This is a genomic window from Exiguobacterium sp. s56, from assembly GCF_018618255.1.
Lineage (GTDB): Bacteria > Bacillota > Bacilli > Exiguobacteriales > Exiguobacteriaceae > Exiguobacterium > Exiguobacterium chiriqhucha.
In genome coordinates, this window is sequence record NZ_JACSLR010000002.1 from 209,487 (window position 1) to 234,520 (window position 25,034).

Genomic DNA, 25,034 nt, shown 5'->3' on the forward strand with positions numbered 1-25,034 from the left:
GAATCCCGGGACAGTGTCATTATTTTGCGTCTGCGTAGAGCTTCGCGACGTAATCCCAGTCGATGACATGGAAGAACGCTTGAATGTAATCCGGACGACGGTTTTGATAGTTCAAGTAGTACGCATGCTCCCAAACATCGAGACCGAGGATTGGCTGAACGCCTTCCATGATCGGTGAATCTTGGTTTGGAGTCGATGTGACTTCGAGTTTGCCGTTTTTCACGACGAGCCAAGCCCAACCAGAGCCGAAGCGTGTTGTCGCTGCTTTCGTGAACTCCTCTTTGAACGCGTCGAAGCTGCCGAACGCTTCGTCGATTGCAGAAGCGAGTTCGCCCGTCGGAGCACCGTTCTCGTTCTTCTTCAACAATTTCCAGAAGAATGAGTGGTTCCAGTGACCGCCACCGTTGTTGCGGACCGCTGTTTGAATGTCAGCAGGAAGTGAATCGAGGTTTTGAAGCAACTCTTCGAGTGAAGAGTAGTTCACGTCTTTTCCTTCGAGTGCATTGTTTACGTTCGTGACGTAAGTGTTGTGGTGTTTCGTGTGGTGGATTTCCATCGTGCGTGCGTCAATGTGTGGTTCAAGTGCATCGTATGCGTAATCAAGTTGTGGTAATTCAAATTTAGCCATAACTAAAATCCCCCTTAAATTGGTTTGAACAACGTTCGTTTTAAATGTAACAGATTTGTGACGGTCGACTCAATTGTAATGCTTCACTCGACGTCTTGTTCAGGTAACGCCCAAACCGAAATCGAACCTGCCGCTACTTTAAATACTCCATGTCCGTCTTCATCAATCTCAACGACCTCATCGACGGTCTGTGTCAAATCGACCCATTTCTCGCCGGCACGGTGCTCGCCGACGAACATCTGTTTCTCGGCTGCTTCACTGTTCGAGATGAGGACAGCACAACCCGAACGCTCGATCTCCTCGACACCTTGACGGACCCAACCGATGACGTGTTCGTCATCGAAGTAGTCGTCCTGTTGACCGTACGCTTTCTCACGGCGCGCATAAAGGAGCGGATCGATTGCCACTTTCTTCCCATCGGCCGGGTGCGGTCCGTTGATGCCGTAGTAGTCCCCATAGAACACACAAGGGTACCCGTCTTGGCGAAGCAAGATTAAACCGTAGGCGATTTGTTTGAACCAATCTTCGACCCATGACTCGAGTGCTTCCGCCGGTTGTGAATCGTGGTTATCGACGAACGTCACTGAGTGGAGCGGGTGGGACTGGACGAGCGTATCGTCAAAGATCGTCCGCATATCGAACGATTCTCCTTCTGTCGAGGCACGCTGCAAGTTGTAATGGAGCGGCACGTCGAACAAATCGACGTGATAATCGATGTTGTCGAGGAACTCACGGCATGCATCGAGCTCTGACTTCCAGAACTCACCGACCAAGTAGAAGTTGTCGCCTTTTTCAGCTTTCATTTTCTGGCTGAACTCTTTAACGAAATCATAGTTGATGTGTTTGATGGCATCGAGTCGGAACCCGTCGCACTGCGTCTCTTCGATAAACCACTTGCCCCAGCTAAGAACTTCTTCACGGACTTCTGGGTGGTGATAATCGATATTGGCGAACATCAAATAGTCATAGACACCGAACTCGTCATCGACGTTGTCGTTCCATTTTTTGTTTTCACCGAGGATGAAGAAGATACCGCTATGGTCGTTCGCAGCGTCATAATCTGTACCGTTAAAGTGATGGAAGTTCCATTTGAAAGAGGAGTGTTTGTCGTTTCGACCTTCGAAATCAAACTTGGTCCAGCCTTCAATCTCGAACGGCTCTTCTGACAGCACTTTCGTGCGATCTTCCGGGTCGACTTCGAGCACATCGAACTTCTCGGTCGCATCGGCCCCGGCTTTATGGTTTAAGACGACATCCATATAGACTTGCATTCCAAGTTCTTGGGCATGCTTCGTCGCCTCGAGTAATTCCTCTTTTGTTCCGTATTTGGTCGCGACCGTTCCTTTTTGGTCAAACTCCCCTAAATCATACAAATCGTACACGCCATATCCCGTATCCTCGTCGCTCTGTCCTTTCGTGACAGGGGGCAACCATAATGCGGTAATTCCGACTTCCTTCAATTCAGAAGCTCGTTCTTTCAATCGCTTCCAATGTTTCTGGTCAGCCGGGACGTGCCATTCAAAAAATTGCATCATCGTATGATTTCGTTCCATCTCGCTTCGCCTCATTTCATATTTTTCAAAAAACAAAATGCTAACGGATATTTACCCAGGACTTCGAGTTTGAAAACTAAAAATGAAAACAAAAAACAGCTTTCATCAGAAAGCTGTTCACAAAATGGACCCTGTAGGACTTGAACCTACGACCGGACGGTTATGAGCCGTCTGCTCTAACCAGCTGAGCTAAGGGTCCTTTATTGGTAGCGGCGGAGGGAGTCGAACCCACGACCTCACGGGTATGAACCGTACGCTCTAGCCAGCTGAGCTACACCGCCACGTTGTTATACAGTAATAATATACTGAATGAACGCGTCACTGTCAATCAAAAGTCACATTGAACCAAAAAGTCCCTCCGTCTCAAATGAGCCGGAAGGACCGTTGGATTAGACTGTTGCTTCGTTTCTATCTTCAAGCGTGATTTCTGTGATGTTCATGGCGTGATCACCGATGCGCTCCAAGTTCGAGAGCATATCGACGAAGAACATACCGGCTTGGCCGTCACACTCACCTGTATTCAAGCGGACAACGTGATTTTTACGGAACTGACGCTCCAGCATATCGAGTTTCGCTTCCATCTCGATGACTTGACGCGCTTCGACCATGTCTCCGCTCGCCAACGTTTGAAGTGACTTCTCGAGCGTGGCCCGTGTCAAATCGTACATTTCCGTCAACTCTTTCTGAGCACCGGTCGATAGTGTGACACGTGTCGCCGTCTTATAATCGATCAATTCGATAATATTCTCGACGTGGTCACCGATTCGCTCGATATCGTTGATGGCATGCATGAGTGTCTTATGTTCTTGTGATTCTTGCTCCGTCAAATCAACGGCAGCGAGTTTCACGAGGTAATCTGTGATTTTTGAGTTAAGCGAGTTGAGCGCCTCTTCAATGTGCGCTGACTTCTCGGCATGTTTCTTATCGCCAGTCGTCATATAGTTGCGCGCTTCATCAAGTCCAAGTTTTGCGAAGTCGCCCATGCGGATGACTTCAAACTTCGCTTGTTCGACGGCGATCGATGGTGACTGTTGGATGAAGATTGGATCCAAATGCTGTGCTTTCGTATCGACGATTGAATCTTCACCAGGAACCATTTTCGTCACGATCCAAGCAATCGTTCCGATGAACCAGAACTGGATGAACGTGTTGACGACGTTGAACGTCCCGTGGGCGAAGGCGATTTGCATCTTGTCTTCAATCGCTAAAATATCTGTGATCCAGTAAATATATTGTGTGAACGGGATCAACAAGATCATGAAGATCGTCGTCCCGACAATGTTAAAGATGACGTGGGCTGCTGCCGCACGACGGGCTGCTACCGAAGCACCGATTGAAGCGAGTACCGCTGTAATCGTTGTCCCGATGTTGTCTCCGAACAAGACCGGAAGTGCCGCGTCCAAGTCGATTGATCCACCGGCATACAACTCTTGCAAAATCCCGATCGTTGCTGATGACGATTGAACGATGACGGTAAACACCGTACCGACGACGACACCGAGGAACGGGTTGTCACTCATCGATTGCGTCAAGTCGATGAAGTATTCGCTCGAACGGAGCGGCTTCATGCCGCTTCCCATAAGTTCAAGACCGTAAAACAGCATCCCGAAACCGAAGAAGATTTGACCCAAATGTTGCAATTTCTCTTTTTTAAAGAAGAAAAGAAGAATCGCACCGATAGCGATAATCGGCAACGCGTAGGCGCCGACATCGAAACCGATGATGAACGCGGTCACTGTCGTCCCGATGTTCGCCCCCATGATGACCCCGATTGCTTGACGGAGCGTCATGAACCCGGCGCTGACAAGACCGACCGTGATGACAGTCGTACCTGACGATGACTGAATCAAGACTGTTACAATGATACCAGCTAGTACTCCGAGGAACGGATTCGATGTATACTTATCAAGGATGTCACGCAGGCGGTTACCTGCTGACTTTTGGAGGCCGTCTCCCATCGATTTGATACCGAAGAGGAAGATCCCTAATCCTCCAAAAAACATGAATAACATTTCTTGCAAATTGTATTCCACGATTTTTGTACTCCTTTTGATTGTGAATTAGTTGTGTTTGCTTGGTTTTTAATGCCCTACTCATTATGCCCGCATCACCCATTCGATGTAAACAGGTTTAATGTTAAGGTTTTATTAAACCACTGTATGATTTTTGTTTGTTTTTCTAGTTTTGTACTATAACAGATTGGAGTTCCATTTATGTTCAAGACAACGATTCAGTTTATCCGCCATAGCCTTTACCCGTCCAAGCAGGCGTTACGTCTCCGCTTGGCCCCACTCCACGCCTATATGATGGCGAGTTTAGTGTTGACGTTGACCGTCACGGCACTCGATTACATCGTGTTACAACCAAATTTCTTTTGGCCGATGTGGTTGTTCTTACATGCGTTCGCGATTTTCTTCTTCTATATGGGACTCGTCGCCCTCAGTGCCCTCCTCGTCCAACTCGTCACGAAATGGCGTACGAAGAAGATGTGGCCGTATCGCCAAGCTTGGCCGTATGCGGTCGCGATGTCGCTCATTCCGACAGTCAGTCTCGTCGTCCTGTATCACGTTTCGCCGTCCGCGTCGTGGTTCGGGATTCTACTATTATTTATTTATGTAGTCGTTCCATTATCGCTAATCCCGATTAAACGAACATCATAAAACAAGGCCGGATGAACGCTTCTATGCGCTCGTCCGGCCTTGTTTATTGGAGTGGTGCCAAATCATGCAAGACGTCGTGAAGACGTTCGCTTTGATTGCCGAGATGGGTTCCTGCCGTTTGTAAAGCTCGTTGTGTATCCGTCCATTCTTCGACACCGTCTTGTAAGTCATGCAGTTTTTGCTCGAGCATCATTCCGATTTCGGTCAATTGACCATTCGCTTCCGCCATTTCAAGCAACTGCTGTCCGGTCAGCGATGTCTGTTCCGTGATCGCTTGGAATTGGCTCATTTGTTTTGTGACCTCATGATCAATTTTCTCGATCCCCGCTTCGATATTACGCAATGCCGCCCCTAATGATTTAATGTCGGATTCGAAGCGTTCCATTTCCATGAACACTTCGCTTCGTTCTTGCCGAATGGCTTCAATCGTAGCCACAGCGGATAACGTCGATTCGTTCGTCACTTTCGCCAACTGTCCGACCTCGCTGGCGACAACGGCAAATCCTTTACCATGTTCACCGGCACGTGCTGCTTCAATCGAGGCGTTGAGCGCTAACATTTTTGTCGCAGCCGCGACAGAAAGGATTTTCTTTAGCGCATCATCCGCTCGCTCTGATGTCGCCTCGCTGTCTAATAATCGTTGCTGGACCGCTGCCGCTTTGATGGCAAACGATTCACTCGCTCCTTTGACGCTCGAGAACGATTCCATTTCTGACGCAATCGTTCGATTTAGTAACTCTGTCCGTTGATCGATTGCAGCGATATCTTTTTCGAATGAACGAACGTGGGCAGCGATATCGGTAAACCGATGGGTCGACTCGGTCGTGAACGACTGGTAAGACTGACTCGTCAGCGCGACCGTGGCCGCTACTTCCTTAAAGCCCACGATTTGCTGTTCATTCGCCTCCAGTTGTCTTCTGAACAGCGGCAAGCTTGATTCGAATGCTGTTGACGTCTCGGTCATCGTCACGAGCGAGCGCGTCCATAATCCAATTAACGTATTGTATGCCTGCTCTAGACTTCGCATTTCAATTGAGTTGGCGTCTAATGTAACTGCTGTGAATGAGCGCGTCGCCACCGACTCACGCAATCGTTCGGCAAACTGCGTCAACGGCTTGACCTCACGACGAATCATGACGGCAAACAAGCCAATCATGAACACGAGCATACTGATCAGGCCAACGAAGACGATTTCTTGTAGTGCCCACATCGAACCGAGTACCGACTGTTTCGTCACAACAATGACGTAATGAGCCTGAAGTTCAGGAATCGGCGTCGTAACGATAAACTCATCATGTTGATCACTGACACTCACGTCTTCCACTAAAATCTCATCTAGGCGATTGCTAAACCGGTCTTCAACTTTTTTCCCGCTCAATTTTTCGATATTATCATTGGTCACCAAATACTGACTCGCTTCGAGTCCGTCTGTAGCTAGGATCGAAGCCTGTTGCATGTACGTCGACTTTAAAGAACGGGTTAACATCTTTTCGTTCGCGACATACGCCCCATACGTCGTCTTGATTGTCTCCCGCATCACAGTCGCTTCTCGATGCAACCGTTTTTCGATTTCGTCGGTCATCAACTGTTCGGCTTTCATGGCGAACCAACCGAATACAATTGAAAATGATATGAGCATGATTGGCATCAACGTCCAAGTCAACCGACTTGCCATCGTCCACTCGTTTCGACGCTTCATCCTCTTCAATCGTTTAAATCGCTTCAACATCCTTCATTCCACCTCTTCACACGTCATTTCATTGAATATATCGGTCTTCAGACGGTGGAAAATTATGAAGCATCTGTTAAGATAACGTTAGCGTTTCGTAAGAGCACATCTCGCAAGCGCTTGCCGGGTGCTTTTTCACAAACATTTCGTTATGATAATAAGGAAACCACTCATCTTAAATCGATTGGAACCTTTCCAAAAGAAGGAGATTACGTATATGTCAGAAATTCTGCATCGTTCATTAACCCGTCCGATTCGTGTCGGCAACCTCATCATTGGGGGATCGAATGAGGTCGTCATCCAGTCGATGACGACAACGAAAACACATGACGTCGAAGCGACCGTCGCCGAAATTTTGCGTCTTGAAGAAGCAGGCTGCCAAGTCGTCCGCGTCGCTTGTCCGGATGAGCGCGCTGCCGATGCCCTCGCTGAGATTAAGAGCCGCATCAATATCCCGCTCGTCGTCGATATTCACTTCGACTACAAATTGGCGCTCAAAGCCATCGAGAGCGGTGTCGATAAGATTCGAATCAACCCGGGTAACATCGGTCGTCGCGAGAAAGTCGAAGCGGTCGTCAACGCCGCTAAAGCAAAAGGCATCCCGATTCGCATCGGTGTCAACGCCGGCTCACTCGAAAAGCAATTCCTTGAAAAGTACGGTTATCCGACGGCTCAAGGAATGGTCGAGAGTGCCATGCACCACGTCAAAATCTTAGAAGACCTCGGTTTCTATAACACAATCATCTCGCTTAAGGCATCTGATGTAAACTTGGCCCTCGAAGCGTATACGCTCGCAGCCAAGACGTTCGATTACCCGCTCCACGTCGGAATCACGGAATCAGGCCCGCTCTTCTCGGGATCACTCAAGTCTGCTGCCGGCCTCGGGGCAATCCTTTCGCTCGGTATCGGTTCGACGGTCCGTGTCTCACTATCTGACGACCCGGTCGAAGAAATCAAAGTCGCCAAAGAAGTGCTCAAATCGTTCGGTCTCGCGGCCAACGCGGCGACGCTCATCTCATGCCCGACATGTGGACGCATCGAAATCGACTTGATTTCGATTGCGAAAGAAGTGGAAGAGTATATCCAAAACATTAACGTCAACATCAAGGTCGCTGTGCTCGGCTGTGCGGTCAACGGACCGGGTGAAGCACGTGAAGCCGATATCGGCATCGCCGGTGCCCGCAACGAAGGCCTGCTCTTCCGTCACGGGAAAATCATCCGTAAAGTGCCTGAAGCCACGATGGTCGAAGAGTTGAAGAAAGAAATCGACGCCATTGTCGCCGAGAAACTTGCCGCTCGCGAACTCGAGGAGCAAGAACTCGCCAACCAATCTAACTAATCCTTCGCCCGCTCGGTTGCAACCGAGCGGGCTTTTGGTACAATAAGGGTTATGAGCAAGGAGGGACGAAGATGCACATTGGAATAGACCTCGACGGAACCGTCACGGATCCGCAAAGTTGTTTTCACTATATGAACGACGCACTCGGGTACGCCATCGATTATCATCAAGCGACCGAATACGAGTTGCATACGTATACCGATATGACGCAAGAAGCGTTTTGGCGCTTCATGATTGAGCAAGGCCACGAGGAAGCGATTTATCGTCGCTCACTTCCCCACTCTGAAGTGAACGACGTCCTTTGGCACATGCGAAAAGCACACCGTCTCCATTACGTCACGGCCCGCAGCGAAGCCGTCCGCGCCGTCACCGAGGAGTGGATTCGGCAGCATGAACTCCCACTCGACTCGCTCATCATGACAGGGAGCCATGACAAGGTCGGCGTCGTCAAACAGCTCGAACTCGACCTATTCATGGAGGACCGTTATGAGAACGCGATCTCGATCCATGAACAGACGACCATCCCGGTCCTATTGTTCGACGCGCCGTATAATCGCAAACCGTTACCGGATGGCGTGAAGCGGATCACATCTTGGAACGAGGCGCTCCACATCGTCAATCGCTTCGAGACGACCAAGTCTATCACCATTTAAAAAAAGCCCCATATACGTGGATAAGAATATCCACTGTATACGGGGCTTTTTTATATGCGTCCGATCGCTTCGATGACGTCTGTTGCGAGGACACTCGCCGGATGCATCTGCCGACTCGCGGCTTGTGCCGCCAAGGCGTGCCATAGGACGGCTTGTTCGTTCGGGGAAGACTCGGTGTCGATTCGGTCCGTCCGCGCCCAGAGCGCGAGCAACATTCCGGTCAACACGTCGCCGCTCCCTCCTTTCGAGAGCGCCGCGGCTTGAATCGTATTGACCGCCCCCGTCCCGTCTGGTTTGACAATCAGCGTATGCGTCCCTTTCAAGATGAGGTGAATCCCATGTTGCCGTGCGAAGTCTGACGCGATACGGAACCGGTCCGCTTCAATCTCGGCGACGGACCGTCCCGTCAAGCGAGCGAACTCTCCCGGGTGCGGCGTCAACGTGAGAGGACCTTCCGCTGCGAGATGTTCCGTCGTCAAGGCGCCCGCATCGACGATCAGCGGTTTCGATTGACGACTGACGGTTTGCCATAAACGGTCCGACCGTTCATCGTCGACGAGACCTGGCCCAATCGCCGTAGCCGCATACGTTTTGTCCGGTAATTCATCGATGCCATAATACATCGCCTCCGGTAAACTCGATGCCATGATGTGCGCCTCCGATGGGATGGCCAAGTCCAGTAAGCCAATGCCAGTCCGTAACGCCGCCCGGGCCGCCAAGAACGGGGCTCCAATCAAATGACGGCTCCCGCCAATCAAACATCCATGACCATATCGATTCTTATGACCGTACGGGTCGCGCTCGAGCAACCCCCGATCAAAGTCTGACTCGATCAACACACGCCATTCGGACTTGTGTGACAGTCCGATATCGACCATCTCGACCGTCCCATAATATGGGGCCGTCTGAGTTAAAAAGGCACTCCGCTTATAGCCGTGTAGCGAAAACGTCGTATCTGCCTTAACCGCATGTCCGTCAAATTCTGACGCCTCATCACTCGGGACACCGGACGGCACATCGATCGCCATGACCGGCGCCGACTGTTCACGCATCCAAGTGATGACGTCCCTCGCCTTTCCGGTGACCGGACCACGGAATCCGACCCCAAACAAGGCGTCGACGACATAATCGGCGTCTCGGGGCTCCTCGACGATGGTGACGAAACGGCGCGCATACGCCGCATGCCGTTCCCCTTCCGAAGACTTCGGTTCGCCAAATGGGGCATAGACAAAGACGTCACACCCTCGCTGTGCCGATTCTCGAGCCACGACCCAGCCGTCCCCACCGTTATTGCCGGCGCCGCAGATGACGAGCACCGACGAGCGTGGCCGGAAGGTCAGACGGGCCGCCACGGCTGATGCTGCCCGTTCCATTAACACGTCGGCCGGCATCCCTTGCCGGAGCGCCGTCGCATCGGCTTGTTTGATTTCGGCTGCGGTGTAAATCATCTCGACTCCCCCTCTCTTGATTCGACAAAAAAGGGATTGCATCCACAATCCCTTCTTGTCACTTACATTGTTTACAATACCCGTAAATCTCGAATTTATGATCGACGACCTCAAAATCAGGATCGAGCGTCTCGACATAGCGCATCGGGCAGAGCTCGAGCAGCTTCGTCTTACCGCAACCGCGGCAAATCAAATGGTGATGATGATGATTCGACCCGCACGTGACGCGGAACGCCTTCTCTCCATTCAATTCGGTCGCTTCGAGCAATCCTTCCTCAGCGAATGACTTCAAGTTGCGGTACACGGTGTCAAAACTCATCGTCGGATGTTTCGCGCGCATATAGTCGAGCACGTCCTTGGCACTGACGTAACGCTCTTCCGCCGCGAGAAAGGCAAACATCTCAATCCGTTTCGGTGTCACTTTGAGCGACGACGATTGCAGGCGGGTCAATTGTTCAGTTTCCTTCATAACGAACCTCCTTCTTCCGAGCGAGTCCGAGTCGTTCAGCCAGCATGACGACGGCTAAAATCATAACGGCGAGCAGAACGATGACACCACCCGGGGCGACATCGAGCTCATAGGCGAGGATGAGTCCGCCAATCGTCGCGACTTCTCCGAACACGATTGACCAGAGAATCGTTTGCTTGAAGCTGCTCGTGAACCGGAGCGCAGCCGCGACCGGTAATGTGATCAGACTCGAGACGAGCAGTGTGCCGACGATGCGCATGCTGACGGCGATGACGAGCGCGACGACGAACATGAACAGCACGTGGAGCATCGTACTCGGCAGGCCCGACACTTTCGCCTGTTCTTCATCGAACGACAAGAACAACAGCTGTTTATAGAACACGATGATGACGAGCAACGTGAAACCCGCCACCGCCAAAATCATCCAGATGTCTGATAGACTGACCGCTGAGATTGACCCGAACAGGAGCGTCGACAAATCGATGGAAAACCCGCGCGACAATGAGATGAAGATCGCACTGAGTCCCATCCCGGCCGACATCATGATCGGAATCGACAACTCTTGGAAATGGACGTATTTTCCGCGGAGCCAATTGAGGCCGAGCGCGGCGAGCACGGAGACGAGCGTCCCCAAGTAAAGCGGGTTCAAGTCGCTGAACAGCAGAATATACTGTCCGAGGAACAGACTGAACGAGATTCCGGCAAGCGTCATGTGGGATAACGCGTCGGCAATCAAACTCATCCGTCTGACGACGACGAACGAGCCGATGAGCGGCGCAGTGAAACCAATGACGACGGCTGCGATGAACGCATAACGTAAAAAGCTGTACGTGAACAGATCCGTGATCATGACGTACCTTCATGGACGAGCACTTTGACCGGATACGGTTTAATCGCCGTCAATTCGCCGAGTTCACTATATTCTTTTAATCCACAGTTGCAGGCCATACGCCCGTGATCGAGATGGACGACTTTCGTGACGAGGTCGGTGACGACGTTCAAGTCATGGGTGACGAGAATGAACGTACATGACGTGTGCTCACGCAACAGATGGAGCACCTCATAAAAATCACGCAAATGTTTTTGGTCGACCCCGACCGTCGGTTCATCCAAGATGAGCAAGTCCGGTTGGTTGACGATTGCTCGAGCGATAAAGACACGCTGTTGCTGGCCGCCGGACAGGCTGCCGATTTTCCGATGTCGAAACTGCCACATATTGACCGTCTCGAGTGCATTTTGAATGGCCGCCTTGTCTTCGATATTCAACCGTTTGAACAGACCGAGGCGTCCATAACGGCCCATAGCGACGACTTCCTCGACCGTCACCGGAAATCCTGAGTTAAACGACGCGGCTTTTTGGGAAACGTAACTGATACGAGACTTGTCTTTGAACTGTCCTTGGGGACGGCCGAACAGTTCGACTGATCCGGTTTGCGGCGATAACAATCCGAGAATCGTCCGAATCAACGTCGATTTGCCGGACCCGTTCTCCCCGACGACAGCGACAAAGTCGCCTTGTTTAATATCGATGGACACGTCCTGTAGCGCGGCGGTCCCATCGTAATGATAGGAAACATGATTTAATTTTACGACGGATGTCGTCATAAGCTACCCTTCTCTCGTGTGATAAATCGTAATCATTTCTACTTGCTTGGCGTCTGTATTATACAGAATATCAGTCTATGCTTCAAGTATAGAGGCAATGCGAGCCGATTGGCGGCGCACGAACTGAAATCCGTATGTAATTTTATGATCTTCGTTGTACACTAGAGATAACGCAGAGGGGGTTTTTCCGTGGAGAAAAAACTAGCAGTCATCGATATCGGGTCCAACTCGGTTCGTAACGTCATTTTTGAAGTGAACGGCCACGGTCAGTATTTTGAACGGTTGAACGTGAAAGAAGTGGCACGGCTGTCGAGCCATATCACCGATGACAATGAACTGTCCGAGTCTGGCATCGAGGCGCTCATCGAGACGCTGAATCACTTTAATCGCTTGAACGAGCATCACGAAGTGAAAGAAGTGTTGCCCGTCGCGACGGCCGCCATCCGCAACGCCAGCAATTCCGAGGCCATTTTAGAAGAAGTCCGGCAAGCGACCGGCATGGAGATTCGGTTGTTGAGCGACTATGAGGAGGCGTTTTACGGCTACTCGGCCATCATCAACTCGACGTATATCGAGGACGGCTATTCAGTCGATATCGGTGGTGGTTCAATGGAAGTGACCTACTTCAAAGATCGTGAACTCGTCTTCTATCACAGCTTCCCGTTCGGAGCCGTCACATTGACCGAGGACTTCATGAAGGGTGACACGCTCACGAAAGACGAGCGTAAACAATTGACGACGTTCTTGAAAAAGTCGTTCAAAGAGATCGACTGGCTCGAGCCGCACGGTATACCGCTCGTCGGTGTCGGAGGCACGGCTCGAAACCTCGTTCGGGTCGAACAGTCGATGTCCTTGTTCCCACTCGAGGGAATTCATCAATACACGCTCGGGGCCGACCGCCTGCATGATGTCGTCGACGAACTCATACAAATGTCGCCGAAACAACTTGGGCGTCTCGACGGTTTGTCGAAGGACCGGATGGACATCATCGCCCCGGCCGTGACCGCCATCGATGAACTGGCGAAGTATTTGAAAGTTCCTGAGTTCATGATGAGCAACAACGGACTACGCGAGGGCTTGTTCTATGAGTACTACTTAAAGGAAAACAATCGGGTCCGTTTCGGTGACGTCAAAGAAGAAAGTTTCCGTCATTTCGAGAAGCAGTATGCCGTCGACCCGGTCCGTCATCAACACTTGATTCATCTCGCCCGCCAAATTTACACCGGCTTGATTGAGACGAAGACGATTAAGCCGAAACCGTTCGAACCCGGTCTTTTAGAAGGGGCGTGCCGGCTCGCTTATGTCGGGGAATATATCGACCATAATAACAAGAGCGACCACACGTTCCACTTGATTACGACGAACGATTTTAAAGGGATGAACAACGAGGACAGGCTCGCCCTCGCCTTGGTGACGTCCTATAAATCACGACGCCTGCTCGAACAACATATCGAAGGCTTCCCCGAATGGTTCGACTCGAAGATGTTGAAGAGCTTAGAGCTGCTCGGCTCCATCGTCAAGCTCGTCGACGCGCTCGATTTGACCGAACGTCAAGTCGTAGAGAACGTCGACGTATCCTCGACCGAGGAAGGACTTGTCTTCACGCTTCATACGCACACATCCCCGCGCTTTGAACTGCAACGCGGCATCCGCCATAAAAAACATTTGGAACGTGCGATTGACCAATCAATCGAGTTACGCGTAGAGGAGAGAGATTCATGACCATCTACTTACCCGAACATTTCAATAACCGTGAGCTCAGCTGGCTGAGCTTCAACGAACGCGTCTTGCAAGAAGCGATGGACGAACGCAATCCGCTCATGGAACGGCTGAAGTTTCTCGGCATCTTCAGCTCGAACCTCGATGAGTTTTATATGGTCCGTTTCGGCGGATTGAAAGACGAGGTGCTCGCCGGCTTCAACCGTCCGGAAGACAAGGCCGGTCTGACGCCGAAGCAGCAAATCAAAGCCATCTCCATCAAGGCGCAAGAGCTCGTCGAGGTCCAGTACGCGACATATAAGAAAATCCTCAAGCAGCTCGCCGCGGAGAACGTCCGTTTCTTGCGGCCGAAACATTTGAATAAGACGCAACTCGAGTTCGTCAAACTCTATTTCCGGACGCATGTCTTCCCTGTCTTGACGCCGATTGCCGTCGACGCCTACCGGCCGTTCCCGATGTTGTTGTCTAAATCACTGAATATCGCCGTCGAGATCGCCTCGACCGATGAAGGCAAGAAACGGCTCGCTCTCGTCCAAGTGCCGGCCGTCTTGCCACGCTATCTCGAGCTACCGACCGAGGATGAGGACCATACCGACTTGATGTTGCTCGAGGATGTCATCATCCAGTTCATCGACTCGTTGTTCAAAGGGTTCGAAGTCGAGTCGACGATGCCGTTCCGAATCACCCGAAACGCCGATATGCCGTTCCATGAGGAAGGCAGCCGCGACGTCTTGAAACAAATCGAGAAAGAGTTGAAGAAACGACGCTACGGGGTCGCGATTCGGCTCGAGGTGCAGCAACGGTCACTCAGTAAAGAGCTGTTGTTCATGCTCCAGGACGTGCTCGACCTTCATGACCGGGACATCTTCCTCGTCGATGGTCCAATCGATTTGACGTTCTTGTTCGGGGTCTATAATAAAATCGGGATCGAGTATGATGAGATGATTAACGAGACGCTCATTCCGTTCGTCCCGGAAGGACTTGAACCGGGGAAAGATTTGTTCCAAGCGGTACTGAAAAAAGATTACTTGCTCCACCATCCGTACCATTCGTTCGACCCGGTCGTCCGCTTCATCGCCCAGGCGGCCAAAGACCCGAACGTCCTCGCCATCAAGCAGACGTTATATCGGGTGTCCGGTGACTCGCCGATTATCAAGGCGCTGACCGATGCCGCCGAGAGCGGGAAGCAAGTGACGGTGCTCGTCGAATTGAAGGCCAGGTTCGATGAGGAGAAGAATATTCAATGGGCAAAACAGCTCGAGAAAGCCGGCGCCCACGTCATTTATGGCTATAAAGAGTTAAAGACGCACTCGAAAATTACGCTCGTCGTCCGTATTCTTGAAGGCGGCGTCTTGCAACGGTTCGTCCATCTCGGTACCGGCAACTATAACGACTCGACCGCCAAGCTGTACACGGACATCGGCTTGTTGACAACGAACGAAGAGCTCGCCGAAGACGCGACCAACTTCTTCAACTGGCTCTCGGGGTACGGAGAACGTCCGTCGTGGCATAAATTCGAGACGTCACCGGACGACATGCACGACTTCTTCCTTCAAAAGATTGAGGACGAAATTAAACTGCACGAGAAATACGGCAACGGCCGCATCGTCGCCAAGATGAACTCGATTACCGACAAGCCAATTATCACGAAACTATACGACGCCTCACAGGCCGGCGTCAAAATCGATTTAATCATCCGCGGCATCTGTTGTCTGCGTCCGGGCATTAAAGGCATCTCGGAAAACATCCGTGTCATCTCCATCATTGATCGCTATTTGGAACACTCGCGTATCTTCTACTTCTATCAAAACGGGAAAGAAGACTTATATTGTTCCTCTGCCGACTGGATGACCCGTAACATGCGCAAACGGATTGAGATTCTATTCCCAATCCTCGATGCGGGACATAAGTCGTATATTAAAGACATGCTCGCGCTACAACTCGTCGATAACGTGAAAGCCAGAATCCAGCGTGCTGACGGCAGTTATGTGTATTTGAAACAAGAAGCCGGACAAGAACAAATTCAATCACAAATCATCATCCATCAATACACGGGCGGCCGCTGGAACAACATTCCGAGCGTGTTTGAACGGGAACCTTCGAACTGGGCCGAACGGGAAGTCCTTCGCTTACGAGCTGAAAATGAGAAAATGACAGATGACTGATGTTAGACTTCTCAAACGAGAATGAACATTGTATAATGAATTCGGTTACCTGTTAATAAAGCGTTTTCATTTCGATTATGGAGGAATCATTCATGCAAGAAATCCTATTGTCATTGCTCGCTGGTCTTATTTGTGGCATGATTTTCACCGCTTTGAAGTTGCCGCTCCCTGCCCCACCCGTTTTACCTGGTGTCATCGGCATCTTCGGTGTGTTTCTTGGGATGAAAGTATATCAATTCGCACTCGCGAACTGGCCATTTTAATTCAAAAAACGAAGCCCGCGGGCTTCGTTTTTTTTACATATCGTAATGTCTTGCTTTGTGACACGTCGGGCAAAGCCATGTACCGCTTCCTGCTTCGAGATGATACTCCATCAGACGAACCCCAAATGCTCCAAAACGGCTCAAGTCATCCCCGCATGCCTCACAGACAGTCGTCGGGGCGAGTTGTAACCTCGCCTGCTCGTCCGCCAAATGGGCGCGGAACGTCTCCCGGGTCCACTTCGCAGAAGGGACGCGGTACCCCCGCTCCCACTTATCACGAATCTCGACGTCCGTGTCCCCTTCATACAGGCCCGTTCGCAGCAGCGGATGATGAAAGTCGAGGCCGATCACATCGACGAGACTATACGCCGTCACCTCGGGCGTTGCCTCCGTCCGCCAATAGCGGTCGAACGGGCGCTGCGTCTTCTCGACGAGCATGACTTCGACTTCGGCCACGATTCCATATCCGAGAATCTCAATCCACGCTGTCGCCTCGTCAATCTGCCCTTCCACATAAAACGGGCTCGCTTCTTGAAAATATGTCGGAAGCGCAGACCAGACGTCATATACGTTCGGGTTGATTCGGATGACGCTCATCTTATTGGTGCGCGAGCGTGAACTGTTCGCGCCACTCGGCGTCAAAGCGGTTCGCCCGGAACATCTCGATTTCCTGCTTGTATGGTGCCACTTTCGTCTTCTCACTGATTGGAATATATGGCGTCTCTAAAATCTTCGGCAAGTGGGTGAACGCCTCGTGATGGATGATGCGGTTCAACGTATCAAAGCCGATCTCCCCGTATCCGATATTCTCGTGCCGGTCTTTCTTCGCGCCACGGACGTTCTTCGAGTCGTTGACGTGGATGACACCGAGCCGATCCAATCCGACGATTCGGTCGAACTGTTCGATGACGCCGTCCAAATCACCGACGAGGTCGTAACCTGCGTCATGGACGTGACACGTATCGAAGCAGACCGAGAGACGATCGTTATGCGTCACTCCATCGATGATGGTCGCTAGCTCCTCGAACGTCTTGCCGAGCTCGCTGCCTTTCCCAGCCATCGTCTCGAGCGCGATTTTAACCGTCTCATCGCCAGTGAGCACTTCGTTCAAGCCCTCGATGATGCGAGCGAGTCCGACGTCTTCACCGGCACCGACGTGGGCACCGGGATGGAGCACGACATGGCGCGCGACTTGGAGCGCCTCGGCCCGTTTAATCTCGGCTGCTAAGAACGACACGGCGAGTTCAAACGTCTCGGGTTTCGTCGTATTGCCCAAGTTGATGATATAAGGGGCATGGACAACGATTTCCTCGATGTCGTGCGCCGCCATATGAACGAGCGCCGCCTCGATATTCAAGTCTTCAATCGGTTTGCGACGTGTGTTTTGGGGCGCACCCGTATACACCATCATCGTGTTGGCACCGTAAGATACGGCCTCTTCACTTCCTGCGAGCAACATCTTCTTACCGGAAACTGAAACGTGGGAACCAATTTTTAACATAGTCATTTCTCCTTCATTCTCATCTGTCTTTAGTGTACACAAAAAGAAGAATCGACTCCACGAAGTCGATTCTTCTTTTGGTTAGCGACGGTTCTTCTTACGAACTTCGCGACGTTCCTGACGTTGGCTCTGCATATGTTCACGTGAGGCCGTCTCTTTCAACTTATACTTGAACTTCTTCTTGTAACCAGGCTTGACCTTTTTCTTCGCCTTCTTGATTTCGCCCGCCATCCGGCTGTGCGCCGTTTGCGAGACTTTCATCTTCCGGTCGGTCGTTCGGCGTTTGCGTGTCTTAATCTCTTGAAGTGACCCGTTCTTCACATCGACGTGCTTGAACGTGAAACCACGCTCTTCGAGTCGATTGATCGGACCGTTCTCGTGATCTTCATACAACGTGTACGCTTCACCCGTCTCACCGGCGCGGCCCGTCCGGCCGACGCGGTGCGTATAGAAGTCAAGGTCTTTTGGAATCCCGAAGTTGATGATGTGCGACACACCTTTAATATCGATGCCGCGCGCCGCCAAGTCGGTGGCGATGACGAACTGATATTTCGCGTCGTTAATGTCTTTGATGGCTTGCTTCCGGCGACGAGCTTGCATGTCCCCATGAAGCGTGCCGACGTTGAGTCCCGCCTCGCGGAACGACGTCTCCAACTCATCTGCATCTTGTTTCGTGTTTGTGAACACGAGACAGACGAACGGGTTAATCGTTTTTGCGATTTCGACCGTCAACGCCTTACGGTCACGGTGACGGACCGGGATGACGTGATGCTTGATTTTCGGAACGACACGGTGCTCTTCACTCGCTTCCGCGTAGCGTGGGTCGTGCAAGTATTTCTTCAAGAACGGCTGTAACTTCTCAGGGATTGTCGCTGAGAAGACCATCGTTTGAAGTTTCTCTGGCAACGACTGCGCGATGCGGTCGACTTCAGGCAAGAAGCCCATGTCAAGCATTTGGTCAGCTTCATCGACGACGAAGTGCGTGACTTTGTGCGGGAATAACGCTTGGACTTTCATCAAGTCGAGCAAACGACCTGGTGTCCCGATGATCAGTTGTGGTGGGTTTTTCATCTTGTCGATTTGTCGTTCCCGGTCAGTTCCTCCGACAATCAGACTTGTCTTAATATAGTCCGGCTGTTTGACGAGGAGTGTTTTCAACTCTTCGTGAATCTGCCAAGCGAGTTCGCGCGTCGGTGCGACGACGATGGCTTGGACCGATTCTTCTTTCGGATCGATTGCTTCTAAAATAGGTAAGAGGAACGCAAGCGTCTTCCCCGTCCCGGTTTGTGATTTTCCAATGATATCGCGGCCATTCATCGCAGCCGGAATAATCCGGGCCTGAATGTCCGTCGGTACTGTGATGCGCTTTTCTGTCAAGGCATCGACGATAAACGGTAACAATTTGAACTGTTGGAAGCTGTTCAATCGATACACCTCCTGTTTCTTTCCACTTTTCCTAGCATAGCGGAATCTAATCATTTGTCAATTAATCTTTTGCGAGCCCTTCATATAAATAGCTCGATGTGTAGTAGTGTGGTGCGATTTTTTTGCCGCTCAAATGTAGTTCGAGCGCTTTAAATCCGACCTCGATCATCTCGTTCGGAGATTGGACGACCGTCGCATTCACTTTGCCGTTGTGGATGAGCGGATAAATTTCTGTCACCCCGTCAACCGACACGAGCGTTTTGTCGCTGAGCCCATGACTTTCAAGGGCGCGGACGACACCGAACGTATTGTCATCGTTATGCGAGAAGACGGCATCGAACGGGATATCAGCCTCGAGCCAACGTGACATCTCGATCTCCGCTTGGAACGTATCATAGTTTCCGGTGATGGAAGCGACGACTTGAAGGTTGTCGTTCGCCTTATCATATTCCGTCAATCCGAGACTCCGGTCAATCGTCGAGCGGACTTTGGCCGTCCCGCGCACTTCGACGACTCGAATCGGACGGTCGAGCCCCGCGTGTTGGGCGGCGATATGGTTCGCCGCCATGCGGCCGATCTCGACGTTGTCGGACATGACGGACGTCAAGACGCTCTCATGGTCAATCATGCGGTCAATCGCGATAATTGGGATCCCTTCCCGCTCGGCACGCTCGAGCGACGGACGAATGAACGCCTCGTCGAGCGTCGTCACAAAAATCGCTTCGACCCCGCGGTCAATCAAGGCGTCCAACTTCTCTTTCTCTAACACCCGTGAGTCCTCGCTCGTCGTCGGGACAGGGATGAACCCTTTTTGATTCGCCGTCCTGACGAAAGCAGCCAACAATTTATTGGCGTGCTCATGCTTTTCACTGACGAAGACGAAACCGACTTCGTTGTTCTCACTCGAACGTTCCGGCAATTGAATCGAGGTGATCAGTAAAATCGTCAACGCCCAGACGACAGGTAGCCATAACCAGTAATGTTTGAATCCTTTCGTCATGGGTGCGACCGCCTTGGGATTTTAATCATCATGGCCGTACCTTCTCCTTCAACGCTCTCGATGTTCATGTCACCGTTCACGGCTTTCAAGTATTCGCGGATCATGTAGAGACCTAAGCCGTTGCCGTTCTCTTTCGTCGTGTAAAACGCCGATCCGACCGATTTGACTTGAGCCTCGGTCATGCCGATGCCGTTATCCTCAATCAAGAAGCGATAATCCCGCTCCGTGAACTGAATGGTGACCGTCACATTCCCGTCGGCCCCTTTCGAGTCGACGGCTTCGACCGCATTTTTGAACAAGTTGTAAATGATTTGAATGAGCATGTCGCTCGAGCAGTAAAACGGCGGCATGTCGTTCGGGAAGTTCAACTCCCAATTCGTGACCCGTTTATAACACTCGGCGTCGAGCAAGAATTCAAGGCGACTCGCAAACTCTGTCATATCGAGCCATTCTTCTTGCAGTTTCGCCTGATCTGGCTTGGCGAGCGTGAGCATCGTCGTAATCAAATGGTTGGCCCGGTCGAGCTCTGAGAGGGCGAGGTCAAGCATTTCTTGGCTGCTATGCCCCTCTTTCACCATCTGTAACGTGATTTGGACCGGTGTGAGCGGGTTGCGGATCTCATGAGCGATTCCGGCCGCAAGCTGTCCGAGCGAGGCGAGCTTCTCTTGCTGAAGCAACAATTGTTGCTGGCTAAGCTGTTCCCGTCGTGCCGTCTCCATGCGGCGGGAATAGTCGTTATACGTATCAAGCAACGTCTCGACTTCTTTGGAGCCGGTCCGTTCTAGTTGAATCGGTTCGAGCGACTGCTGCTTCTTGATGTTTTGCACGAGCTCGAGGAGCGGGCTCGTCAACGTCTTCGACAAGAGCAAACCGACCATGATACTTAAAAAGAACGTGACGAGCGTAATCATTAAATATTGCCAGCGCGTCGCATAGACCGCCTCGTATACAGAATCAGTACTATGTTTGGCGAGGACGCTCCAGCCGGTGACGCGGGCGTCCGGTTCATACATGATGACGTCATCCTTAGTGCTGAAAATCGTCCGGACCGCATAGTCGTCCGTCGCCTCGATAATCGAGCGAGGCAGACGACGTTCCGCGTCCGTGACGAGATTGAACGACGTCGATAACACCTCGCCCCGCTCGTTCAACAAGTAAAGAATCATATCGTCGTTCGCCGATTCGAGCATGCGTCGATATAAATCGGAGTTGAGCACGCTGATGCTGCCGCCGAACATCCCGACCAACCGGTTATCCTCAAGGACCGGTACGTACAAAAACGTCCCGACGTCACCGGAGATGGAAATCGGTTCACTCATGAATAAGTCGTTGCCTCCACCGTTGAGCACTTCGTTAAACTTTGCATCGGCTTTCAGCGCCGTGGCTGGCACTTGACGTTGCGAGTACCATTTAAAGGCATCGTCCCGTAAATCGTAATAAAAAATCGAGGTAAAGCTCGTGCGCTGATTCAAATAGCCGGTTCGAATCCGTTCTTCGATATACGTCTCGTTTCCGACGTAGGCGCCGAGATAGACCAAGTCTTCATACAGTTTACCGAGTCGCGTCTCTAGGTTCTCGATACTTCCGTCAATCGCATAATCAAATTGTTCTTTCGCTAGCTCTTCCGCCCGGGACACCGTCACACGATCGGCAGAGAACGCTAGTGAAGAGATGACAAGTCCTAGTATAATGAAGATAATAAATGTAATCTGAAAGAAGTACGATTTTCGAACTTCAAGCAATGTTCTCAAGCGTTCCACGGTGTCCCTCCTTTCTAACCTTAAGATTATAGCATGAATACACGCAATTCTTTTCGTATTTTCGAAACAATGTTAGACTAATACGTATGAAAGCATCGCGAAAGGAGCGTTCCTTACAAAATGAAAGTTAAAAAAATCAGTCCACGCGGATACTGCTACGGCGTCGTCGATGCCATGAAGCTCGCCAACGAAGCGGTGGCCAATCCAGATTTACCGCGTCCTATCCATATACTCGGCATGATCGTCCATAACCGACATGTCACCCAAGCGTTCGAGGACCTCGGCGTCAAGACGGTCGACGGCGAGGATCGCATGAAAGCACTCGAGACCATCGACCGCGGAACGGTCGTCTTTACCGCTCACGGCATCTCGCCGCTCGTACGTAAACGTGCCATCGAGAAAGGATTGACGATTGTCGATGCCTCGTGCCCGGACGTCTTGGTCACGCACGATTTGATTCGTGAAAAGACGGCCCTCGACTATGAGGTCATCTATATCGGGAAGCACGGACACCCGGAACCAGAAGGTGCCATGGGCGTCGCCCCGGGCAAAGTTCATCTCGTACAATATGAACGGGATTTCGAGGCGTTGCCGGCCCATCTCTATGAGACGAAAATCCTCGTCACGAACCAGACGACGATGAGTCAATGGGACGTCTCGGCCTTGATCGAAATGATTCAAGAGCGTTATCCACACGTCGAAGTGCATAATGAGATCTGTAACGCGACACAAGTCCGTCAAGAAGCGGTGGCCGAACAAGCCGGCGATTGCGAACTGTTAATCGTCGTCGGCGACCCGAAATCGAATAACTCGAACCGCCTGGCCCAAGTCTCTAAAGAGATTGCCGGCACGAATGCCTATCGCATTGGTGATTTGAGCGAGCTCGACCTGGCTTGGCTCGATGGTGTCGAGACGGTCGCCGTCACGTCAGGCGCGTCGACACCGACGCCGATCACAAAGAAAGTGATCGACTTCTTGAGCCAATATGACCCGCTCGATTTGAGCACACATGACAAGACCCCTTATCTTGAACTCCGTAGCATCCTCCCGAAAGTGAAGGCGCTCCGTAAGTGACATCAAACCCCGTCCTCGTGAGAGGACGGGGTTTTCACATCATCAATAGAAACGAAACGGATTCGTATCGGCTTCGGACACGAAGAATTCGACATCGAGCTTCGCACGTTCTCCTTTTTGCCGCATGACGTCGACGACACCCTGCTTCATGACACTCTCGACATGATGACCCGGGTCGACGACCGAAAGACCGAGAGCCATCGCGTCGTGCGCCACATGGAAATACAAGTCACCCGTCACATACACGTCCGCGCCTTTGAAATGGGCGGCCGACACGTATTTGTTCCCATCACCACCGAGGACGGCTACTTTCTCGATTGTCCGGTTCGGATCGCCAACGATACGCACCGCCGCGACGCCAAAACTCGCCTTGACGTGCTCTGCGAACGCAGCGAGTGTGAGCGGGGTCGATAGACGACCAATGCGCCCGAGACCGAACACACGCCCCTCGATGTCGTCCCGAATCAAATCATAGGCGACCTCTTCATATGGATGCGCGTCCGTCATCGCCTTGAGTACTCGTTTCTTTTGGCTCTCCGTGACAATCGTCTCGATTTTCACTTCCTCGACATGTTCCGTCTTGCCGTGTTGGCCTAGATAGGGGTCCGACCCTTCGAGTGGTGTGAACTGACCCTCTCCCGAGACGGTGAACTGACAGTCCCCATAATCTCCGAGACGACCGGCTCCGGCCCGGCCGAGCGCCTCCGACACGGCTTGTCGATGCGTCGTCGGGACGAACACGGACAGTTTATACACCGGTTCTTCATACGTCGGGATGAGCACCGTCGGATCGACCAACCCGAGTGCCTCACTCATCCAGTCGTTGACCCCGCCCTCGCAGACGTCCAAGTTCGTGTGGGCCACATAGACGGCGATGTCATGCCGAATGCATTTCATGACGATGCGCCCTGCCGCACTGCGGTCGTTCACTTGTTCGAGAGCACTGAAAATCGGTGGATGATGGGCGATAATCAAGTCGACGTCTCGTTCGATGGCCTCATCGACGACCGATTCGAGCACGTCGAGCGTCACCATGACCCGATGTACCGGTTTATTCAACGTACCGATTTGGAGACCGATTTTATCGCCCTCGACGGCAAGATGTTTCGGGGCAAATTCGTCAAACAATTGGATGACATGGTTTCCGTTCGCCATTAGTTGCTCACCTCTCTCATTTTGTCACGTAACGTCTTGAACTCCTCCTGTTTCTGGATGAGCGCCTCGGTCTGTGCCCCCTCGGCCATTTGACCGAGCACATAATCGAGTTTGTCCGCTTCGCGTCCCCATTTCAGCTTGAACGCCTCAGGCCGTGTCTCGAGCAAGTAAGGTCCGAACATGAGCTGCCAAGCCCGTTCCGTTTCATCCGAACTATAGCGGGTCTCCGTACCACGTTCACCGACGAGAATCTCATATACTTTATCGTTCTCTTCGACGATGGACTCGGCGATCAACACGAAACCTGCGTCGAGCAACCATTCGCGGACGTGTTGTCCATCCACGTTCGGTTGCAAGACGAGTCGTTCGACCGCGCCTAACTTGTCACGGCCACTCTCTAAAATCGATCGAATCAAACTTCCTCCCATCCCGCATATTGAAATACAGGTCGCCTCATCTGCTTCGAGGACGGCGAGTCCGTCCCCGAGACGGACGTCAATCTGTTCAGTCGCGCCAATCAACGCGACTTGCGCTTTTGCCGCCTCCATCGGTCCGCGGTTCACTTCGCCGGCGATGGCTCGATTGACGATGCCTTGTTGGACGAGGTAGCACGGCACGTAAGCGTGGTCAGATCCAATGTCCGCCACTACGCTACCTTTCGGGATGAAATCGACGACTTGCTTCAGCCGCCGGTCTAACGTCACTTGTTCTTGCATAGGGACAACTCCTTTTTCTACTTCTTCACTATTAGGGTAACGAATATTGATAGCCAGGACAATAAAAAACGTACCCCGTTAGGTAATCTGTACCCCATGTAAAGGACATTAATAAAAAAACTTATGCTGCTTCAAGGAGATGATTCCTGTACTGTACGGGAGTCATCTTTTT

General features: G+C 51.6%; 22 protein-coding genes and 2 tRNA genes. 7 read left to right on the plus strand and 17 right to left on the minus strand.

Annotated features, from left to right (window positions below):
• Nucleotides 1–19: 19 nt before the first annotated feature.
• The 5 genes from KNP71_RS04060 to KNP71_RS04080 all read right to left on the minus strand — a co-directional run bounded on the left by KNP71_RS04060 (nucleotide 20) and on the right by KNP71_RS04080 (nucleotide 4,214).
• Nucleotides 20–628 (minus strand): superoxide dismutase, encoded by a 609-nt coding sequence (locus KNP71_RS04060; RefSeq protein ID WP_021065721.1) that lies wholly within the window; start codon nucleotides 626–628, stop codon nucleotides 20–22.
• 83 nt (nucleotides 629–711) lie between these two features.
• Nucleotides 712–2,181 carry an alpha-amylase gene (locus KNP71_RS04065; RefSeq protein WP_021065720.1) on the minus strand — a complete coding sequence of 490 codons (1,470 nt, stop codon included), beginning with the start codon at nucleotides 2,179–2,181 and terminating at the stop codon, nucleotides 712–714.
• Between the two features lie 125 nt (nucleotides 2,182–2,306).
• Nucleotides 2,307–2,380: transfer RNA gene (locus KNP71_RS04070), tRNA-Ile, on the minus strand.
• Between the two features lie 5 nt (nucleotides 2,381–2,385).
• Nucleotides 2,386–2,462: transfer RNA gene (locus KNP71_RS04075), tRNA-Met, on the minus strand.
• 108 nt (nucleotides 2,463–2,570) lie between these two features.
• Nucleotides 2,571–4,214: a Na/Pi cotransporter family protein gene (locus tag KNP71_RS04080; protein WP_058763927.1), complete on the minus strand. Its 1,644-nt coding sequence runs from the start codon at nucleotides 4,212–4,214 to the stop codon at nucleotides 2,571–2,573.
• Nucleotides 4,215–4,394: 180 nt separating this feature from the next.
• Here KNP71_RS04080 and KNP71_RS04085 point away from each other — a divergent pair, with 180 nt between their 5' ends.
• Nucleotides 4,395–4,841 (plus strand): hypothetical protein, encoded by a 447-nt coding sequence (locus KNP71_RS04085; protein ID WP_251128648.1) that lies wholly within the window; start codon nucleotides 4,395–4,397, stop codon nucleotides 4,839–4,841.
• A gap of 43 nt (nucleotides 4,842–4,884) precedes the next feature.
• Here the strand turns inward: KNP71_RS04085 and KNP71_RS04090 are convergent, their stop codons facing one another.
• Nucleotides 4,885–6,570 (minus strand): methyl-accepting chemotaxis protein, encoded by a 1,686-nt coding sequence (locus KNP71_RS04090; protein ID WP_214830052.1) that lies wholly within the window; start codon nucleotides 6,568–6,570, stop codon nucleotides 4,885–4,887.
• 217 nt (nucleotides 6,571–6,787) lie between these two features.
• Here KNP71_RS04090 and ispG point away from each other — a divergent pair, with 217 nt between their 5' ends.
• Nucleotides 6,788–7,909: a flavodoxin-dependent (E)-4-hydroxy-3-methylbut-2-enyl-diphosphate synthase gene (gene ispG / locus KNP71_RS04095; RefSeq protein ID WP_021065716.1), complete on the plus strand. Its 1,122-nt coding sequence runs from the start codon at nucleotides 6,788–6,790 to the stop codon at nucleotides 7,907–7,909.
• Nucleotides 7,910–7,980: 71 nt separating this feature from the next.
• Nucleotides 7,981–8,562: a hypothetical protein gene (locus KNP71_RS04100; protein ID WP_236355694.1), complete on the plus strand. Its 582-nt coding sequence runs from the start codon at nucleotides 7,981–7,983 to the stop codon at nucleotides 8,560–8,562.
• Between the two features lie 50 nt (nucleotides 8,563–8,612).
• Here the strand turns inward: KNP71_RS04100 and KNP71_RS04105 are convergent, their stop codons facing one another.
• Genes KNP71_RS04105 through KNP71_RS04120 form a run of 4 tightly spaced genes read right to left on the minus strand, consistent with a single transcriptional unit; the run spans nucleotide 8,613 to nucleotide 12,084 of the window.
• Nucleotides 8,613–10,010, minus strand: a complete 1,398-nt coding sequence (locus tag KNP71_RS04105) for an NAD(P)H-hydrate dehydratase (protein ID WP_214756522.1) — start codon at nucleotides 10,008–10,010, stop codon at nucleotides 8,613–8,615.
• A gap of 58 nt (nucleotides 10,011–10,068) precedes the next feature.
• Nucleotides 10,069–10,479, minus strand: a complete 411-nt coding sequence (locus KNP71_RS04110; protein WP_021065713.1) for a Fur family transcriptional regulator — start codon at nucleotides 10,477–10,479, stop codon at nucleotides 10,069–10,071.
• Entirely contained in the window at nucleotides 10,466–11,329 is an 864-nt protein-coding gene (locus KNP71_RS04115) for a metal ABC transporter permease (RefSeq protein WP_058763937.1), read from the minus strand. The genes KNP71_RS04110 and KNP71_RS04115 overlap by 14 nt, the downstream gene beginning before the upstream one ends.
• The gene (locus KNP71_RS04120) at nucleotides 11,326–12,084 is read right to left on the minus strand and encodes a metal ABC transporter ATP-binding protein (RefSeq protein WP_021065711.1); all 759 of its coding nucleotides are present in this window, start codon (nucleotides 12,082–12,084) and stop codon (nucleotides 11,326–11,328) included. The genes KNP71_RS04115 and KNP71_RS04120 overlap by 4 nt, the downstream gene beginning before the upstream one ends.
• A gap of 189 nt (nucleotides 12,085–12,273) precedes the next feature.
• Here KNP71_RS04120 and KNP71_RS04125 point away from each other — a divergent pair, with 189 nt between their 5' ends.
• The 3 genes from KNP71_RS04125 to KNP71_RS04135 all read left to right on the plus strand — a co-directional run bounded on the left by KNP71_RS04125 (nucleotide 12,274) and on the right by KNP71_RS04135 (nucleotide 16,231).
• Nucleotides 12,274–13,806 carry a Ppx/GppA phosphatase family protein gene (locus KNP71_RS04125; protein ID WP_214798475.1) on the plus strand — a complete coding sequence of 511 codons (1,533 nt, stop codon included), beginning with the start codon at nucleotides 12,274–12,276 and terminating at the stop codon, nucleotides 13,804–13,806.
• Entirely contained in the window at nucleotides 13,803–15,968 is a 2,166-nt protein-coding gene (locus tag KNP71_RS04130; protein WP_058763938.1) for an RNA degradosome polyphosphate kinase, read from the plus strand. The genes KNP71_RS04125 and KNP71_RS04130 overlap by 4 nt, the downstream gene beginning before the upstream one ends.
• Nucleotides 15,969–16,060: 92 nt before the next feature.
• A complete protein-coding gene (locus tag KNP71_RS04135) occupies nucleotides 16,061–16,231 on the plus strand; it encodes a DUF1427 family protein (RefSeq protein WP_021065708.1) in 171 nt (56 codons plus the stop codon).
• Nucleotides 16,232–16,264: 33 nt separating this feature from the next.
• On the opposite strand, the gene KNP71_RS04140 is transcribed toward KNP71_RS04135, so the two are convergent.
• The 5 genes from KNP71_RS04140 to KNP71_RS04160 all read right to left on the minus strand — a co-directional run bounded on the left by KNP71_RS04140 (nucleotide 16,265) and on the right by KNP71_RS04160 (nucleotide 21,917).
• Nucleotides 16,265–16,873 carry a hypothetical protein gene (locus tag KNP71_RS04140; protein WP_251128647.1) on the minus strand — a complete coding sequence of 203 codons (609 nt, stop codon included), beginning with the start codon at nucleotides 16,871–16,873 and terminating at the stop codon, nucleotides 16,265–16,267.
• Nucleotides 16,830–17,732 carry a deoxyribonuclease IV gene (locus tag KNP71_RS04145; RefSeq protein WP_021065706.1) on the minus strand — a complete coding sequence of 301 codons (903 nt, stop codon included), beginning with the start codon at nucleotides 17,730–17,732 and terminating at the stop codon, nucleotides 16,830–16,832. Before KNP71_RS04145 ends, KNP71_RS04140 begins: the two co-directional genes overlap by 44 nt.
• A gap of 81 nt (nucleotides 17,733–17,813) precedes the next feature.
• Nucleotides 17,814–19,166 carry a DEAD/DEAH box helicase gene (locus KNP71_RS04150; protein WP_031199865.1) on the minus strand — a complete coding sequence of 451 codons (1,353 nt, stop codon included), beginning with the start codon at nucleotides 19,164–19,166 and terminating at the stop codon, nucleotides 17,814–17,816.
• A 52-nt stretch (nucleotides 19,167–19,218) separates the two neighbouring features.
• Nucleotides 19,219–20,157 carry a sugar ABC transporter substrate-binding protein gene (locus KNP71_RS04155; RefSeq protein ID WP_021065704.1) on the minus strand — a complete coding sequence of 313 codons (939 nt, stop codon included), beginning with the start codon at nucleotides 20,155–20,157 and terminating at the stop codon, nucleotides 19,219–19,221.
• The gene (locus KNP71_RS04160) at nucleotides 20,154–21,917 is read right to left on the minus strand and encodes an ATP-binding protein (protein WP_029595229.1); all 1,764 of its coding nucleotides are present in this window, start codon (nucleotides 21,915–21,917) and stop codon (nucleotides 20,154–20,156) included. The genes KNP71_RS04155 and KNP71_RS04160 overlap by 4 nt, the downstream gene beginning before the upstream one ends.
• Before the next feature lie 120 nt (nucleotides 21,918–22,037).
• Here KNP71_RS04160 and KNP71_RS04165 point away from each other — a divergent pair, with 120 nt between their 5' ends.
• Complete coding sequence (locus KNP71_RS04165; RefSeq protein WP_029595228.1) at nucleotides 22,038–22,991, plus strand: 4-hydroxy-3-methylbut-2-enyl diphosphate reductase; 954 nt, start codon at nucleotides 22,038–22,040, stop codon at nucleotides 22,989–22,991.
• A 42-nt stretch (nucleotides 22,992–23,033) separates the two neighbouring features.
• Here the strand turns inward: KNP71_RS04165 and KNP71_RS04170 are convergent, their stop codons facing one another.
• Both KNP71_RS04170 and KNP71_RS04175 read right to left on the minus strand, forming a co-directional pair.
• Nucleotides 23,034–24,146: a Nif3-like dinuclear metal center hexameric protein gene (locus tag KNP71_RS04170; protein WP_021065701.1), complete on the minus strand. Its 1,113-nt coding sequence runs from the start codon at nucleotides 24,144–24,146 to the stop codon at nucleotides 23,034–23,036.
• Nucleotides 24,146–24,862 carry a tRNA (adenine(22)-N(1))-methyltransferase gene (locus KNP71_RS04175; RefSeq protein WP_021065700.1) on the minus strand — a complete coding sequence of 239 codons (717 nt, stop codon included), beginning with the start codon at nucleotides 24,860–24,862 and terminating at the stop codon, nucleotides 24,146–24,148. Before KNP71_RS04175 ends, KNP71_RS04170 begins: the two co-directional genes overlap by 1 nt.
• Between the last annotated feature and the right edge of the window lie 172 nt (nucleotides 24,863–25,034).

What these genes read in the sequence shown, in the direction of transcription:
- KNP71_RS04060 (WP_021065721.1), bottom strand. Translation starts at nt 628, where the DNA reads ATGGCTAAATTTGAATTACCACAACTTGATTACGCATACGATGCACTT.
- KNP71_RS04065 (WP_021065720.1), bottom strand. Translation starts at nt 2,181, where the DNA reads ATGGAACGAAATCATACGATGATGCAATTTTTTGAATGGCACGTCCCG.
- KNP71_RS04085 (WP_251128648.1), top strand. Translation starts at nt 4,395, where the DNA reads ATGTTCAAGACAACGATTCAGTTTATCCGCCATAGCCTTTACCCGTCC.
- KNP71_RS04090 (WP_214830052.1), bottom strand. Translation starts at nt 6,570, where the DNA reads ATGTTGAAGCGATTTAAACGATTGAAGAGGATGAAGCGTCGAAACGAG.
- ispG (WP_021065716.1), top strand. Translation starts at nt 6,788, where the DNA reads ATGTCAGAAATTCTGCATCGTTCATTAACCCGTCCGATTCGTGTCGGC.
- KNP71_RS04100 (WP_236355694.1), top strand. Translation starts at nt 7,981, where the DNA reads ATGCACATTGGAATAGACCTCGACGGAACCGTCACGGATCCGCAAAGT.
- KNP71_RS04105 (WP_214756522.1), bottom strand. Translation starts at nt 10,010, where the DNA reads ATGATTTACACCGCAGCCGAAATCAAACAAGCCGATGCGACGGCGCTC.
- KNP71_RS04110 (WP_021065713.1), bottom strand. Translation starts at nt 10,479, where the DNA reads ATGAAGGAAACTGAACAATTGACCCGCCTGCAATCGTCGTCGCTCAAA.
- KNP71_RS04115 (WP_058763937.1), bottom strand. Translation starts at nt 11,329, where the DNA reads ATGATCACGGATCTGTTCACGTACAGCTTTTTACGTTATGCGTTCATC.
- KNP71_RS04120 (WP_021065711.1), bottom strand. Translation starts at nt 12,084, where the DNA reads ATGACGACATCCGTCGTAAAATTAAATCATGTTTCCTATCATTACGAT.
- KNP71_RS04130 (WP_058763938.1), top strand. Translation starts at nt 13,803, where the DNA reads ATGACCATCTACTTACCCGAACATTTCAATAACCGTGAGCTCAGCTGG.
- KNP71_RS04135 (WP_021065708.1), top strand. Translation starts at nt 16,061, where the DNA reads ATGCAAGAAATCCTATTGTCATTGCTCGCTGGTCTTATTTGTGGCATG.
- KNP71_RS04145 (WP_021065706.1), bottom strand. Translation starts at nt 17,732, where the DNA reads ATGTTAAAAATTGGTTCCCACGTTTCAGTTTCCGGTAAGAAGATGTTG.
- KNP71_RS04155 (WP_021065704.1), bottom strand. Translation starts at nt 20,157, where the DNA reads ATGACGAAAGGATTCAAACATTACTGGTTATGGCTACCTGTCGTCTGG.
- KNP71_RS04165 (WP_029595228.1), top strand. Translation starts at nt 22,038, where the DNA reads ATGAAAGTTAAAAAAATCAGTCCACGCGGATACTGCTACGGCGTCGTC.
- KNP71_RS04170 (WP_021065701.1), bottom strand. Translation starts at nt 24,146, where the DNA reads ATGGCGAACGGAAACCATGTCATCCAATTGTTTGACGAATTTGCCCCG.
- KNP71_RS04175 (WP_021065700.1), bottom strand. Translation starts at nt 24,862, where the DNA reads ATGCAAGAACAAGTGACGTTAGACCGGCGGCTGAAGCAAGTCGTCGAT.